This is a genomic window from Pseudofrankia sp. EUN1h (assembly GCF_001854645.1).
In the GTDB taxonomy this organism is placed as follows: domain Bacteria; phylum Actinomycetota; class Actinomycetes; order Frankiales; family Frankiaceae; genus Pseudofrankia; species Pseudofrankia saprophytica.
The window spans coordinates 339,553-354,127 of record NZ_MBLN01000049.1; the positions used below are offsets into that span (position 1 = coordinate 339,553).

At 72.3% G+C, this 14,575-nt stretch carries 12 protein-coding genes; 5 read left to right on the top strand and 7 right to left on the bottom strand.

Translation table 11 applies throughout. The features are described from left to right. Window positions 1–24: 24 nt before the first annotated feature. The gene (locus BCD49_RS16290; RefSeq protein WP_051466929.1) at window positions 25–849 is read right to left on the bottom strand and encodes a helix-turn-helix transcriptional regulator; all 825 of its coding nucleotides are present in this window, start codon (window positions 847–849) and stop codon (window positions 25–27) included. A gap of 109 nt (window positions 850–958) precedes the next feature. On the opposite strand from BCD49_RS16290, the gene BCD49_RS16295 reads away from it, so the two are divergent. Then, the gene (locus tag BCD49_RS16295) at window positions 959–2,437 is read left to right on the top strand and encodes an MFS transporter (RefSeq protein ID WP_007516410.1); all 1,479 of its coding nucleotides are present in this window, start codon (window positions 959–961) and stop codon (window positions 2,435–2,437) included. A 51-nt stretch (window positions 2,438–2,488) separates the two neighbouring features. On the opposite strand, the gene BCD49_RS16300 is transcribed toward BCD49_RS16295, so the two are convergent. Beyond that, the gene (locus BCD49_RS16300; RefSeq protein ID WP_035924864.1) at window positions 2,489–3,016 is read right to left on the bottom strand and encodes a DUF3291 domain-containing protein; all 528 of its coding nucleotides are present in this window, start codon (window positions 3,014–3,016) and stop codon (window positions 2,489–2,491) included. Window positions 3,017–3,218: 202 nt separating this feature from the next. Further along, entirely contained in the window at window positions 3,219–3,854 is a 636-nt protein-coding gene (locus BCD49_RS16305) for an FMN-dependent NADH-azoreductase (RefSeq protein WP_007516412.1), read from the bottom strand. 168 nt (window positions 3,855–4,022) lie between these two features. On the opposite strand from BCD49_RS16305, the gene BCD49_RS16310 reads away from it, so the two are divergent. Beyond that, the gene (locus BCD49_RS16310) at window positions 4,023–4,640 is read left to right on the top strand and encodes a MarR family winged helix-turn-helix transcriptional regulator (RefSeq protein WP_007516413.1); all 618 of its coding nucleotides are present in this window, start codon (window positions 4,023–4,025) and stop codon (window positions 4,638–4,640) included. A gap of 81 nt (window positions 4,641–4,721) precedes the next feature. Here the strand turns inward: BCD49_RS16310 and BCD49_RS16315 are convergent, their stop codons facing one another. Both BCD49_RS16315 and BCD49_RS16320 read right to left on the bottom strand, forming a co-directional pair. After that, window positions 4,722–5,606 carry a hypothetical protein gene (locus tag BCD49_RS16315; RefSeq protein WP_007516414.1) on the bottom strand — a complete coding sequence of 295 codons (885 nt, stop codon included), beginning with the start codon at window positions 5,604–5,606 and terminating at the stop codon, window positions 4,722–4,724. Between the two features lie 403 nt (window positions 5,607–6,009). Beyond that, a complete protein-coding gene (locus BCD49_RS16320) occupies window positions 6,010–7,158 on the bottom strand; it encodes a type III polyketide synthase (RefSeq protein WP_007516415.1) in 1,149 nt (382 codons plus the stop codon). Between the two features lie 919 nt (window positions 7,159–8,077). Between BCD49_RS16320 and BCD49_RS16325 the strand changes: the two genes are divergently transcribed. The 3 genes from BCD49_RS16325 to BCD49_RS16335 all read left to right on the top strand — a co-directional run bounded on the left by BCD49_RS16325 (window position 8,078) and on the right by BCD49_RS16335 (window position 12,411). Next, entirely contained in the window at window positions 8,078–10,444 is a 2,367-nt protein-coding gene (locus tag BCD49_RS16325) for a nuclease-related domain-containing DEAD/DEAH box helicase (RefSeq protein ID WP_007516417.1), read from the top strand. 269 nt (window positions 10,445–10,713) lie between these two features. Beyond that, window positions 10,714–11,592, top strand: coding sequence for a metallophosphoesterase family protein (locus BCD49_RS16330; RefSeq protein ID WP_007516418.1), 879 nt, complete (start codon window positions 10,714–10,716; stop codon window positions 11,590–11,592). 48 nt (window positions 11,593–11,640) lie between these two features. Beyond that, on the top strand, window positions 11,641–12,411 hold the full coding sequence (locus tag BCD49_RS16335) for an alpha/beta hydrolase (protein ID WP_007516419.1): 771 nt from the start codon (window positions 11,641–11,643) through the stop codon (window positions 12,409–12,411). On the opposite strand, the gene BCD49_RS16340 is transcribed toward BCD49_RS16335, so the two are convergent. Both BCD49_RS16340 and BCD49_RS16345 read right to left on the bottom strand, forming a co-directional pair. Beyond that, complete coding sequence (locus BCD49_RS16340; protein WP_027140675.1) at window positions 12,356–13,513, bottom strand: cytochrome P450; 1,158 nt, start codon at window positions 13,511–13,513, stop codon at window positions 12,356–12,358. The genes BCD49_RS16335 and BCD49_RS16340 overlap by 56 nt on opposite strands. A 275-nt stretch (window positions 13,514–13,788) precedes the next feature. Continuing rightward, window positions 13,789–14,550, bottom strand: coding sequence for a TetR/AcrR family transcriptional regulator (locus tag BCD49_RS16345; RefSeq protein ID WP_007516421.1), 762 nt, complete (start codon window positions 14,548–14,550; stop codon window positions 13,789–13,791). Window positions 14,551–14,575: the final 25 nt, after the last annotated feature.

Below are 14,575 nucleotides of genomic sequence, written 5' to 3' on the forward strand. Positions count from 1 at the left end.
GGTGGTCCGTGAGTCGGGCCGCTGTCAGCGCCGGGCCAGCAGGGCGAGGGCGTCGGCGGCGGGGGTGCCGGGGTCGGCGTGGTAGAGGACCATGCGGTGGCTGCTCCCGGGCAGCGGCATCGCCTCGTAGGTGAGGTCGAGGCGCCCGACCAGCGGGTGCTGGAACTTCTTCACGCCGTGGCCGCAGTCCAGGACGGGGTGCCTGGCCCACAGGGCGGCGAACTGGTCGCTGCGCTGGACGAGCTCGCCGACCAGGCAGCTCAGATCGTGGTCGTCGGGGTGCAGCCCAGAGGAGTAGCGCAGGAAACCAACCAGCTGCCGGGCCATGTTGTCCGGCTCGGCGTAAAGATCGCGCCCGCCCCGCGCCAGGAAGAACATCCGGGCGAAGTTCGGCCGGTCGCGGATGTCGTCCGGTGCCTCGAACGGGTAGCCGAGGCCGAGAAGCCGGTGGCCTAGAGCGTTCCAGGCGAGCACGTCGTTGCGGTGGTCGACGAGGAGCGCGGGCCCCGGTGCGGCGTGGACGAGCCCGAGCGCCGCGGGCCGCGGCCGCTCGACGCGGCGGCGGCGGACCGGCCGGGGCTCGGGGCGGGCCAGCCGGCGCAGGTGCTCGTGCTCCGCGTCGGTCAGCGTCAGCACCCGGGCGAGCGCGTCGAGGACGCTGTCGGAGACGTTGTGGTGGTCGGACTGCTCCAGGCGCGTGTAGTACGTCGGGCTCACGCCGGCCAGGTGGGCGAGCTCCTCGCGGCGCAGGCCGGGGACGCGCCGCGCGCCGTAGGAGACGAGCCCGACGTCCGTGGGGCTGACCGCGGCCCGCCGGGTGCGCAGGAAGTCGCCTAGCTCGGTCGCCATGACCTCCATCGTGCCGGACCGCGGGGAACGCTGGGTATCCCTGCCGGTGGTAGTCACGCCGAGGGGTGGCGGCGCAGGGCGGTCGCTGGCATCGGCCGGCGGACGCACCGTGGGCAGCGTGACCACACTGACCTCCACCGCGACCACCGACCAGGCGCACCCGGCCGGCACGGCCACCCCGGCCGCCCCGGCCACCGCCCGCATGAGCCGCGGCCAGGCGCTCGTGCTGGTGCTGCTGCTGGCCTCCCAGTTCACGCTCTGTGTCGACTTCTCGGTCCTGAACGTGGCGCTGCCGACGGTCGGGGCGAACCTCGGGTTCTCCGACGCGAACGCGCAGTGGATCGCGACGGCGTTCGCGCTGTGCGCCGCCGGCTTCACGCTCCTGTTCGGCCGCATCGGCGACTACGTCGGCAAGCTGCGCGTCTTCCTCGTCGGCATGGCGGCGCTGGGCCTCGCCTCGCTGCTCGGCGGCCTCGCCACCAGTCCCGCGCTCCTGCTCACGGCCCGCGCCGCGCAGGGCCTGGCGACGGCGGCGGTCACCCCGGCCGCGTTGTCGCTGCTGACCACGACCTTCCCGGAGGGCCCGGCCCGCCAGCGCGCGCTCGGGCTGAACAGCGTGATGATGTCCACCGGGTTCACCTGCGGCGCGATTCTCGGCGGCGTCCTGACCGACGTGGCGAGCTGGCGCTGGGCGTTCCTCATCAACGTGCCGATCGCCGCGGTCGTCGTCGCGGTCGCGCCGTTCGTGCTGGCCGACCCGGCAGCCAGGGTGCGGACCCGGCTGGACCTTCCGGGGGCGGCGCTCGTGACGTCAGGCCTGCTCGCGCTCGTCTACGGCGCGACCCGGCTGGGCGAGCACGGTGCCGACGACCCGTGGGCCATCGGTTGCGTCCTGGCCGCCGTGGCCCTGCTCGCCGGGTTCTGGGCCGCCGAGCGGCACCACTCCCATCCGCTCGTGCCGGTCACGATCCTGACGCGGCGCACGGTGGGCTGGGGCAACGTGGCCGGGTTCGTCACGTTCTCGATGGAGCCGGCGCTGGTGTTCCTCCTGACGATGTACCTGCAGCACGTGCTCGGCCTGAACCCGCTCCAGACGGGCCTGATGCTGGTCGCGATGGGAGCCGGCGCGATCCTCGGCGGTGTGGTCGGGCCCCGGGTGACCGCCGCGTTCGGGGTGCGCCGCGCCGTCGTCGGCGGGCTCGCCGTCCAGTCGGTGCTGACCGGTCTGCTCGTGTTCGTGGGAGACACGGACGGCTCGCTGTGGCTGGTGGCCGCGACGACCTTCGTCGGCGCGATCGGGCACGTGTGCGCGATCGTCGGCTTCATGGTGGCGGCGACGTCCGGGCTGCCCGACCACGAGCAGGGCCTGGCCACCGGCGTCGCGACGATGACCCAGCAGGTCGCCATCGCGCTGGGGGTGCCGGTCATGAGCGCCGTCGCCATCGCCGCCGGCGGCCTGGACTCCCTGACCGCCCTGCGCCTGGCCATCGGCGTCGACGCCGCGGTGGTGCTCGCCGGCGCACTGCTCATCGCCCGCGGCCTGCGAGCGCCGCGCCCAGCCCCCGCGATGGCGGCCGAGGCCGGCTGACGCTCGCCGCGAGGTTGAGGGGAACGCCGGGGCCGGGCTTCGGCCGGTCGGTCAGGCCGGGCACATCCAGTCGGTCCGGCCGGCGCTCGGGCCGGCCACGGGCTGGTCCGGCGGGGGGAAGTGATTGCGCAGGCTGAAGGCCCGGGGGGTGGGGCCGTGGGCGCGCAGGTGGCGGACGCGGTCCTCGGCGTCGGCGGTGGAAGGCCACTGGCCGGCGGGGACCCACCACAGGGCCGCGTAGGCCTCGGCCATCGCCTCGAACCACTCCCGGCGGCGGCGCAGCACCTCGCGGTGCAGCCCTGAGAAGGCGAAGGCGGCCAGCGCCTCCACCGACTCCCAGACGGTGAGGTTGACGATCACTCCGGCGCTGCTCCCGGTGTCCCACTCGAACGCGATGACCGCGGTGGCGTCGCCGTCCTCGGTCTGCAGCCGCCAGCGGAACCCGGGGGCGGCGTCCGCCAGCGCGTTGACCGGGTCGAGCGCGGCGACGAAGTCAGCCAGCCGCGGACTGTCCAGCGGCTCCCGCAGCCGGGCGATGTTGACCTGCGCCAGCTCCCACCGCGGCTGCTCCTGTCCCACACCGGGCACAGTAGCAACGATCTACCCGCCCCACGCCGCCTTCGCTGCTTCCGGTGGCACGGCCGTCTCCGGCAGCACGGCCGCGGCCGGACACCCGCCTGGCGACGACGCCCGCCAGCGCCCACCATCGGTCTCGGGGACGGATGGCGGGCACCGGCGGGCGCTGGTCAGCCGGGTGGGCCGATGAGGCTCACCGGTCGGCTCAGACGAGGGCGCGGGCCTTGATGCTCTCGGTCGCGGCGGCGCGGGACGCGTGGAAGACGTCGGTGAACTGGGCCAGCGCCGGGTTGACCACGGACAGCGTCATCTCGACGTTGACGAACTCGACGTTGTCCGCGCCGAGGGCCTCCAGCACGTGCTCGAGGTACGGGGAGACGTGGTCCCAGCCCTCCTTCGGAGCCCCCGGCGAGTAGGAGCCGCCCTGCGTGGTGACGACGGTGACCTTCTTGCCGTTGAACAGGCCCGGGTTCTCCGCGTCCGCCAGCGTGACCCCAGGGATGATCAGCTGGTCGATCCAGGACTTCAGGGTCGTCGGCAGCGACCAGTTGTACATCGGAGCGGTGATCACGACCTCGTCGGCCGCGGTGACCTCGCCGATGTAGCCGTGGCGGGCCTTGAGCGCCTCGGTCTGCTCCGGCGTCCGCTGCTCCTCCGGGGTCATGCCGGCGGAGACGATGGTCCAGTCCAGGTGAGCCGGCGGAGCGGCGGCCAGGTCGCGGTGGGTCACCGCGCCGCCGGGGTTCCTCTCCTGCCAGGCCGCGACGTACTCGCGCGCCACGGCGCGTGAGACCGAGTTGTCGCCGGCGATGCTCGAGTCGAGGTGCAGCAGGTGGGACATCGGGCTCTCCTCGTGAGGGCGTCGTGGGACCGGAGGTCCGGTCGGTTACCAGACAGATCATCTACAGGCAGATCGTCTGCATCCAGATCGTCTCTCAAGTAGATTAACTGCTGTGGCGCTCATCTTAAACACAGACGATCGGGTTGTGTTCCGGGGTATGGTGATCCGGTGACGCAGCTGACGGGAGCCCAGCCGGACGCGCCGCGCCCGGACGCGCCTGGCGCTCTCGAAGAGCCCTGTGTCCCAGCGGACCTCTCGGCCTGCGACGCGGCCGACGACGACGACATCACGAAGGACGTCGGCTGGCTGGTCGGTCAGATCCAGCACGGGTACCTGATCACCGCCTCGGCCGCCATCGACTCGCTGCCTGGCGGCCTGCGCGGCCTGCGCGTCCTCGGCGACGCGGTCCATGGCAAGGCGCCGAACCAGATCGAGGTCGCCCGCCGGTTCGGCATCGACCGGACGGTCATGGTCCGCCTCGTCGACGACATGGAGAAGGCGGGCCTCGTCGAGCGCCAGCCGGACCCCGCCGACCGCCGGGCCCGCAGGATCGTCGGCACCGAGCGCGGCCGCGCCGCCTACGAGGACGCGCAGACCCGGCTACGCCTCGTCGAGGACCACGTGCTCGCCCCGCTGTCCGCCGACGAGCGGGCGGCCTTCACCGCGATGGCCCGCCGGGTCGTCGCGCACCTCGTCGTCCTCGACCCGACCCAGGTCGAGTCCGCCTGCCAGGCCGCCACCCGTCAGCTCGACCAGAACGACCCCCTGCCAGGCGCGGCCGGCTAGCCCTTCCGGCGGAACCGGCAGGACCGGCAGGACGTGCAGGACCGGCCCGATCGCGCGGGAGTCTCCGCTTCGGAAGCCGGGTCAGCCGAGGCCGGCGGTGCCGCCGGCGTCCTGGGTGCCGTCGCCCGGCTCATCCTGGACTTTCGGACCAGGGCTGGTGGCGAGGGCGACGACGTCCTCCAGGCTCATGCCGTCGCCGAGGTGGTCGAAGCAGGCAACGATCAGCGCGAGGGCCGCGGTGCCGAGCAGCGAGGTGCGCTTCTCGTGGTCGATGACGCCGTCGTCCGGTTCGACCATGAGGCGAAGCTGCATTCCCTCGGCGGTCGCGGTCATGATGAAGTTGATGTCCTCGAGGGTCAGCCCGGGGCGGATGCGCAGGCCGCGGACCGCGACCGTCTTCTCGTACGCCTCGAGCCACGCCTGGGTGCTGATCCGGTACATTTCCTGCAGCGTCGTGCGGGCGATCTCGTCGCGCTCGGCCATCGCGGCGCCGATCAGCTGGGCGCGCAGCGCGGGGGTGCGCCGGGTGGCGGTCAGGTCGTCGTAGCCGGCGTCGTGGACGGCGCGGACCGCGTCCTCGGCGTCGGCGAGCCGGTTGCGGGCGTTCTCGGTGCTGTCCAGGAAGCCCCGCCAGTGCGCGCCGCGCAGGCTGTACGCGAGCACATCGCGGATGTAGTCGGGCTGGTAGGGCCAGCGGTCACGGAAGCTGCCCTCCGAGCCGCGCAGCCGGCCTCCCTGGCTGACCTCGTCGATGACCGCGCGCTGCGACAGCCAGCGGAACAGCGGCCGGTCCTCGGAATCAGCGCCGTCGCCGGGACCGAGCTGCGTGTCGATCAACCTCAGCCCGGCTTCCAGGTACTCACGGGTCAGCCCGTCGTTGGCGAGCGCCTGCCGGCCGGCGTCGGTCTTGCGCCGGGCAGCGCGCATGAGGCCGGACAGGAGCGTGGACAGGTCCTCGGCTGGCACATCCGTCAAGGTCGTACCCCTTGCGCGAGACGCTGGCGGTACCACAGAGATCCACAGCGTAGCAAGAGATCCGACCGCGCACGCCGGAACATCCTCGAACGTGCGAGGTCGGCCCTTCGAGGTCGAACGGGGGAGGACCAATCTCCGAGGCTGGCGACGCCGATCGGACTAGTCCAGGCTTGGGCTTCGGCACCGGGCCAAGGAGGGCACTGGGGGCCTTTGCCTGGTGACCTGAGGGATGGGGGCACCCTCAAGGAAGGCTGTCGAGGACGTCGTCTCGGACCTCAGCGGGGGGAGGTCCGAGACGACGTCCTCGCCGGCCCGACAAGCGCAAGCGCCCCACGAGCCCCGGGTCGACGCAGCGTACGTACTGGTCGACGAAACGCCCCGGACCGCTGTCGAGTCAGAACCGCAACAGCGCGGCCTCCGTCGTCAGACCAGGCCCGAAGGCGATCAGGATGGCTAGGTCGCCGGGTACCGGCCTCTCCCCCTCATCGCCCGTCAGCAGCCGGCGCAATGCGAGCAGCACCGTCACCGACGAGCAGTTGCCATAGTCGCGCAGCGTTTCCCGGGACGGCCGCAGCTGCGCGTCCGACAGCCCGAACGCCGCGCCCACCTTGTCGACGATCTTCGGGCCGCCCGGGTGCAGCACCCAGTGCCGGATGTCGCCGACACCAACGCCGGTCCCGGCGAGCAGGCGTTCCACGAAGCCCGGGGTGCTCTCGCGCAGCAGCGACGGGATGGCCGGCGACAGCCGCAGATGAAAGGCGTCCTCACGCACCCGGATCGACATCTGGTCGGCCGTACCGGGTGCCACCTCGGTGCGGGTCGCCAGCACCCGCGCGCCGATCGGCACCGCGGCATCCCCAGGATCCGCCGCGGCGGGCGCCGGTATCCCGGAAAGAGGATGGGGCGGAAGCGTCGGCGGGGCGGCACCGTCGGGGACCGCACCGAGAAGCACGCTCGCGCACGCGTCGCCGAACAGGCCGTGCGTCACCGCCTGCTCGCGGGTCGGCTCCGAGCGGAAGTGGGCCGAGATGACCTCGACGCACGTCAGCAGTACCAACTCGTCCGGGCGGGCCGCGAGGGCGTCGATCGCGGCCCGAAGTCCGACCAGCGCCGCGTAGCAGCCCATGTGGCCGATGGACACCCGCCGTATGTCCTGGCGCAGACCGAGCTCCGCGACCAGCTGGGAGTCCGGGCCTGGGCACGCGTAGCCGCTGGTGCTCACCATCACGAAGGTGCCGACCTTGGCGCGGTCCTGGCCAGCGAGGACGGCGGGCAGCGTGCGCCGGCCGAGCTCGACGGCACACCGCTCCCAGGCGTCCACCCGCGCGCCGACCGCGGGGAAGCCGTCGCGGAACGCGGTCCTCGGGTCCCAGTTCAGATGTCGGCGCGCGACGGTGTTCGTCTCGACGAACAACCGGCGCGCATCCGGGACGGCGTCGAAGACCGGGGCGTAGAAGTCGTCCCAGATGTCGGTCTGGGCGATCGGTTCACCGGGCGCGGCGGCACTCACGGCGAGCATCACGGGAGAAATTCCGGCGGGCATCTCGTCTCCGGGTGGGCGTGACCTGACGGTTGCCGTGGTGAAGATCTGCTGGACACGGAGGAGGCACGATGCCCGGCGGTGCCACGGCCAGGTACGTCGCCGGTGCGAGCTTCATCGGCGCAGGAAGGCGGACCAATACGGCGCAGTCGCCGTATGGCCTCACGGAAGATGGATAGAGAACGAAAGGGAGAGGAAGAGGGAACCGGAATACCCGAGAAAGGAAAGAGCGCGCCGCAGTGGCGCGGCACGTGATGCCACCGCCGACTACCCGATGGTGGCGTGGCGAAATTACCCCCTGTTTGGCCTACAAAAGCGTAAGACGCGCGAACAGCCCTTCGCCGGTGTTCCGGGTGCATTCGACCGCCAATGTGACCCAGCTCTCAGGCACCACCCGGGCCGCACGCCATTCCACGGCCACCGCCCCGGCGACCAGCGCACGGCGCGGGGAGGTCGCCAGGCGGGGAGGTCGCCGGGCCGGCGTCGCCGAAGCGGCGCCGGGCGCGACCCGCCAGACGACGTCGAATCAAATTTTTCTGGCGGATGGTCTAAAAGCCACGCAAGGGGCACACGGAGAGAGGCGGGGCGCGCCAACGGCGACGCGCCCCGCCTTCGCGCTCAGTCGCGGCACCCCTACGCCCGCCCTCGCGCCCAGTCGCGTACCCCCACGCTCGATCGCGCCGCCCGGCGACGGCACCCCGATCACCCGATCGCGACACCCGATCAAGGTGCCCAGTAGCGACATCCGGTCCCCTTCACCCAAAGGGACCGACAATTTCGAACAGGCATTCGAAGGCAGACGCGCGCGCCCGGCGACAACCACTCCCCTTGGGGTCGATAGACCACAGCCATTCACAAACACAGGCAAACGAGAACTCATTGCCGTACTCTCACCTGTGACCCAAGGTGAGGGGGCAGTGACGTGCTTTCGCGTGAGCAGCCAGCGGCCTTCCTCACCGCCGCCACCCCCGCCACCCCCGCGCCGACCGCCGGCCTGGCTGGCCCCGACGCGCCGCCGATCCGAGACGTCGACCCGCCCGCGCGGCCGTCGGCCTTCGGCCAGGCCGTCCAGCTCGGCCTGGAGATCGACGGTGTCCAGCGGCAGATCCAGCAGCTGACGGACGTGCTGCGCCAGCTACGTCGGCACCGACAGCGCTGGGAGGCCGGCGGCCGGGCCGAGCAGAGCGTCGTCCGGGTGCTGATCGGCATGGACGACTCCGGGTGGCATGTGCTGCCGGACCGGCAGTGGCCTGGAACCCGCCGGGCCAACATCGACGCCATCGTCGTCGGCTCCGGCGGCGTCTTCGTGCTCGACGTGAAGAACTGGCGGGACGTCACCGTCGAAGGCGGCCGGCTGTTCCGAGGAGAGGCCGACGCCGCCGACGACCTGCGCAAGCTGGAGGACCAGACCGTCGCCGTGGAAGAGGTGCTCGCGAACGCGGGCCTGCCACCGACCGAGGTGGTTCCGCTGCTGGTGCTGGCCGGGCGTCGGAACGTACGGGCGCAGCTCGACCGGGTGACGGTCATCGGTGAGGGGGACCTGGCCCTCCACCTGGGCCGCCGGGGTGCCCGGCTGGCCTCGGGCCTGGTCGAACGCCTGCTGAGCTGCCTGGCGGACGGCTGCCCGCCGATGCCTCGCTCCGCGGTCGCCGCGGGGCCGCCCGCCCGGCCTGCCCGCCACCCGGTCGCGCGCCGGACCGGCCCGACCGAGCCGCCGCCGGTTCCGCCAGCTCGCGCGGTCCCGCACGGCGCCAGGTCAGCCGGGACGACGGGAGCGGCCGGGGCGGCCGGTACGGCCAGTCCTGAGATCACGGCGGGTGGCGAGCCGGAGCAGGGCGCTCTGCTGAGCCGCGAGCAGCTGTGGCGGGAGCTCCTCGACGCCGCCGCCCGGGAGCCGATCGAGACCTGGATGACCTGGCTGCATCCGACGCAGGCCCGCCTCTCCGGCCGGCACTGGTCGGGTCCGGCCCGCGTGCGCGGCGCGGCCGGCACCGGCAAGACAGTCGTCGCGTTGCACCGCGCCAAGTACCTGGCGGCCCGCGGGGAACGGGTGCTGCTCACCTCGCTGGTGCGCACGTTGGGGCCGGTCTACCGTGCCCTGCTCACCCGGATGGCCCCCGAGCAGGTCGACCGGATCGAGTTCGCCACGGTCCACGCCGTCGCCGCGCGTTGTCTTCGTGAGCATGGCCTCGCGGACCGCCACCAGCAGGAGGTCGCAGAAACCTGCTTCTGGCGCGCCTGGGCGCAGGTCGGGCAGTTCTCCGTGCTTCCCGGGCTCGGCCTGACCCACAAGTACTGGCAGGACGAGATCGCGACAGTCATCAAGGGCCGAGGCCTGACCACCTTCGGGCAGTACGCCAGGCTGGCGCGCGTCGGGCGCAGCACTCCCCTGCAGCCAGGCCACCGCCGGGCCGTGTGGGAGCTGTACGAGCGGTATGAGCAGCTCCGGACCGAGCGCGGCGTCCTCGACCGGGACGACGCGCTGCTGCTGGCCCGGGACCTGGTGCGCGGCAGCTCCGAGCGCCGGTACGACGCGGTGATCGTCGACGAGGTGCAGGACCTGACGTGCGTCGGCCTGCAGCTCCTGCACGCGTTCGTCGGCGACCGGCCGGACGGGCTTCTCGTGGTCGGCGACGGCCAGCAGTCCATCTATCCCGGTGGCTTCACCCTCGCCGAGGCCGGCGTCTCCGTCGTCGGACGCTCCACCGTGCTCACCCGCAACTACCGCAACGGCGAGAAGATCCTGCGCTACGCCCAGGCGGTCGTCGTCGACGACAGTTTCGACGACCTCGACGGCATACCGGAACAGGGACGGCGCGAGGTCGACGTCGACCGGCCTGGAGGCGAGGTCCACGAGGTCACGGTCGCCGACGCCGTCGCGCAGGACGCGGCGCTCTGCGAGCACCTCGCCCAGTTCCACGACGACCGGAACGTGCGTTTCGGCGACATGGCGGTGCTCGTGCCGACCAACGCGGCGGCCGCGCACTGGCTTCGCGTCCTTGCCGAGCGGAAGATTCCGGCCGTCTCCCTCCGGGATTACGACGGAGCCAGCCACGAGGCGGTCAAGGTTGGCACGTACCACCGGGTGAAGAGCCTCGACTTCGCCCACGTCTGCATTCCCGACCGCAACCTCTTCCCGGGCCCGCGACGGCCGTCCGAGTCCGCCGACGCCTTCCGCGAGCGCAGCCAGCTGGAGCGCCGGCAGCTGTACGTCGCCATCACGAGGGCGCGCGACAGCGTCTGGGCTGGTATCCGCGAGGTCCCGGCGCGCGAGGCACTTTCCAGCTGACGCGGCCGAGACGGCTGTTCGGGATCTCCCCGCGAGCCGGCTCCCGTGGTGGGCCGCGGGGCGCGGCAGCGGCGGGCGTTGACGGGCATTCGGGCGGGTGTGATGCTCGAAGCGGCTCGGTCGTCGAGACGGCGGTGGAGCGCTGGGATGTGAGTCACCGGTCTGGAAACAGCATTGTTGCGTCCAGGCCGGTGGTTGACACCACATCGTTGCGCCGCTCGACCGTGCCGAGCCATGTCCGCATGGCTCTGCTGAAAGGTCGAAAAGCAATGAACATCGCTTTTGTAGGCGACGTCCACGGGTGTGTGCAGCATGCGCTGGGGGCGGCGATACTGCTCCAGGAACGCCGGGGGATCCGGCTCGACGCCGTCGTCCAGGTCGGGGACCTGGGGGCGTACCCGTCGGAGGAGCGGTACGACGAGCCAACCCGCAGGTTCGGGCGTGATCATCCCGCCCAGGGTGACTTCCTGCGGCTTCTTGACCCGTCGCCCTCGTTCGCCGGCGGCATCCGTCTCGCCCTCGGCCGGATCCCGTCCGCGCTGTTCGTGAGCGGCAACCACGAGGACCACGACTGGCTGGAGACCCTGCACGCCGCGGCCGCGGGCGCCGAGATCGTGCCGGTGGACCCGCTCGGCGCCTTCCGGCATGTCTCCTGCGGGAGCATCGTCGAGGTGGCCGGCCAGCGCACGGCGTTCCTCGGGCTCATCGAGGCCGCCGGGTACATGGACCTCGATGAGACCGCCTACGGCCGCCTGATGGCGCTCGATCCGGGCGCGGTGGACCTCCTCGTCACCCACGACGGCCCGTACGGKATGTCCCGCAACTACCGCGGCGACGTGCAGGGCTCGACGAAGCTGACCCGGCTGCTGGAACACCTGCAGCCGCGCCTGCACATCAGCGGCCACTACCACCACCCCAACGGCCCCCGGGTCTACGGCCGGACKACCTCGTACGCGCTCGCCCAGCTCGTACGCCCCAGGGTCACCCGCGGCGAGTCGACGCCGCCGAACCCCGAGCAGCGGGTGACGGCCGGCAGCATCGGCCTGCTCGACACCGACACCGACGCCTTCGCCTACCTCGACGACGACTGGCTGGCCGAGGTGCACGGCGACGCCCTCGACCTCGCCGCCCTGGTCGCCGCGCGCTGACGCCGCTACTCGGTAGCGGGCCTGCGGGTGCGACGCAAGGATGGGGCAATGGCAGTCCCTCCGTTCATGCACCCGTTCGTTCTCGACGTCGCGCCGGTGGAACGGCAGCGCCTGGGCATCATCGACGTGCACGCGGACCGGCTGGACGCCGCGGCGCCGCGGCCCGCCGTCGTGTTCGTCCACGGCGGTCCGGTGCCGCCCGAGGCGCACCCCAGGCCGCGGGACTGGCCGACGTTCCTCGGCTACGGGGCACTGGCTGCCGCGTATGGCCTGGCGGGCGTGACCGTCGAGCATCGGCTGCACAGAGTGGCGGACTACCCTGCCGCCGCGCAGGATGTCGCCTCAGCCGTCGAGCAGGCCCGCGGCGTGCCGGGCGTCGACCCCGACCGCGTCGCGCTGTGGTTCTTCTCCGGCGGCGGCCCGCTCGCGACGCGCTGGCTCGCGGCCCCGCCGCCGTGGCTGCGCTGCATTGCCCTGACCTACCCGCTGCTCGTCCCGCCGCCAGGGTGGGCGGACGGCGCGGCGGACGGCTCGGCCGGCACCGTGGCCGAGCCGCCGGCCGCGGCGAGACTGCCGATCCTGCTGACCCGGGTCGGGCGCGAGTACCCGGAGGCCGCCCGCACCCAGGACGTGTTTCTCGCCGCCGCGCGGGCGGCCCGCGTCGCGGTGGACCTCATCGAGGTCCCCGGCGGGCAGCACAGCTTCGACAACCTCGACCACACCGACGAGTCCCGCGCCGCCGTGACCCAGGCCATGACCTGGGTCAGCGGCCGCCTAGCCGGAGGGGAAGCGTCGTCAGCGAGCGGATCGTCGTCGTGAACCCGGGCTCGAAACCGTCCGGCACCCGGTAGTCCGGGATGCGCGCGTGCCATTCCCGCAGGGCGATGCGCAGCTCCAGACGGGCCAGGTGGGAGCCCAGGCAGCGATGCGGCCCGCGCCCGAACGCGATGTGCCGGTTCGGGTCGCGGTCGAAGCGGACGACGCCCGGGTCGGGTAGCTCCTGCTCGTCGGTGTTCGCCGAGCCGAGCAGGCCGGTGACCACCTGGCCCTTTCGGACCGGGCAGCCGCCGATCTCCGTGTCGCGGGTCGCGAAACGCGCCACCATCATCACCGGCGACTCCCACCGCAGCAGCTCCTCGACGGCACCCGGGATCAGCGCCGGGTCGGCCACGAGCGACGCGCGCCGGTCAGGGTGCTGCGCGAGGTGCAGCATCATGCAGTCGAGCGAGGCCGAGACGGTGTCGAGCCCGGCGACGAGGAACAGGAAGCAGATGTCGAGGATGTCCTCGTGGCTGAGGCGGGCGCCCTCGACCTCGGTTTCCAGGAAGCGGCTCACGATGTCGTCGCCGGGAGCGGCCCGCCGGTCGGCGATGACGGCGTCGAAGTACTCGTAGACGGCCGACGCGGTCTTCTTCAGCAGCGCGACGGAGTCCTCGTGGTCGCGCGGCTGCCCGGTGATGGACTCCGGCCGGATGAAGCCGTCCTTCATCTCCAGGAAGGTGGGCAGCTCGTCGAGCGGCAGCCCGAGCAGCGTGAGGAAGACCTGCGACGGGAACCGCAGGGAGAACTGCTGGACGAAGTCCACCTCGTCCTCGGCGGCGATCGCGTCGACGAGGCGGCGGGCGAGCTGGGTGATCGGCCCGTCCATCTCCTTCATCCGCTGCGGCGAGAACAGCGGGTCGAGGATCTTGCGGTACTCGCGGTGCTTCGGCGGGTCGATCTGCAGCGGGATCAGCGGCCGCTCGGTGCCCGTCTGCGTGGTCGCCATGCCGGAGGAGAAGACCTCGGGGTTGGTGAGCAGGGCGGCGATGTCGGCGCCGCGGGTCAGCAGCACGCCCCGGTCGCCCAGCGGCAGCGCGCCCCTGGCCCGTAACCCCGGGAAGATCGCCTGCGGGGCGGCCAGGAACGCCGGGTTCTCCATGGGATTGCCGGCCGCGGGGGCCGCGCTCGACGACGCGCTGTCAACCGACATCTCATCTCCTTGTCGCTGCCTGGCGCGCAATTTATACCAGGTACAAAATCCAGGCAACCTGGTCCGGCCGCTCGTTCGTCCCGCCGTTCCACCGGTTCCACGTTGAGGACGAACGGGTGTGCGCGGCGGGATCGCCATGGCCCCGTCCTGCCACCAGTCCGCCTGGCGAACGCCATACCCGAGCGGCGTCCAGGGTGGAGCGCCGGTCAGGACCGGAGCACTGGTCAGGACCGTGGCTGATCCGTTGGCGGGTCGAGGATCAGCGAAAGCTGGCGGGCCAGCGACCGGGTGAAGATCGTGTCCGCGTCCGCCGGCGGCGTGCCCGCGCCGCTGGTCAACGCGGCGGCGAGATGCGGGTAGCGACCGGTGGCGATCACCGTGCCCAGGTAGGCGACCAGGTCGACCTGCCACTGCTCGGCGGCCTGGCCCGCCGCGGTGCGCTCCCATTCCGCGAACTGGGTGATGAAACCGCTGAGCAGCGCGAACATCTCCATCTTGGTGGCGCCGTCCAGCGGTGAGCCGGCCAGGGCGCCGAGGAAGAACTCGACGCAGCGCAGGGCGTTCGGCCCCATCGAGGGGCGGGTGGCCGTCAGGCCGGGCACCCAGGGGTGCCGGCGCATCACGGCCAGCGTCTCGCGGGCCAGCCGGGTCAGGTCGGCGCGCGGGTCGCCGCACGGCTCGTCGGGGAGCATGATCTCGCCCGCGGCCGCGTCGAGCATCAGATCGAACAGATGCTCCTTCTTCGGCACGTAGTTGTAGAGCGACATCGTGCCAGCGCCGATGGCCGCGGCGACCTTGCGCATGGACACCGACTCGAGGCCGGCGGCATCCGCCAGGCCGATCGCGGCGGCGGCGATCTCGGCCCGGCTGTGGACCGGCTCCGGCCCACGGCCGCTGCGTTCCGGGCGAAGCCAGATCATCCCCGGCGCGACCTTCGCCGGAGCGGTCCGATCGGACCCGGCGGGGCCGGACGAGCCGGACGGCATCTGTGATCACCTCGGGTTCGGACTC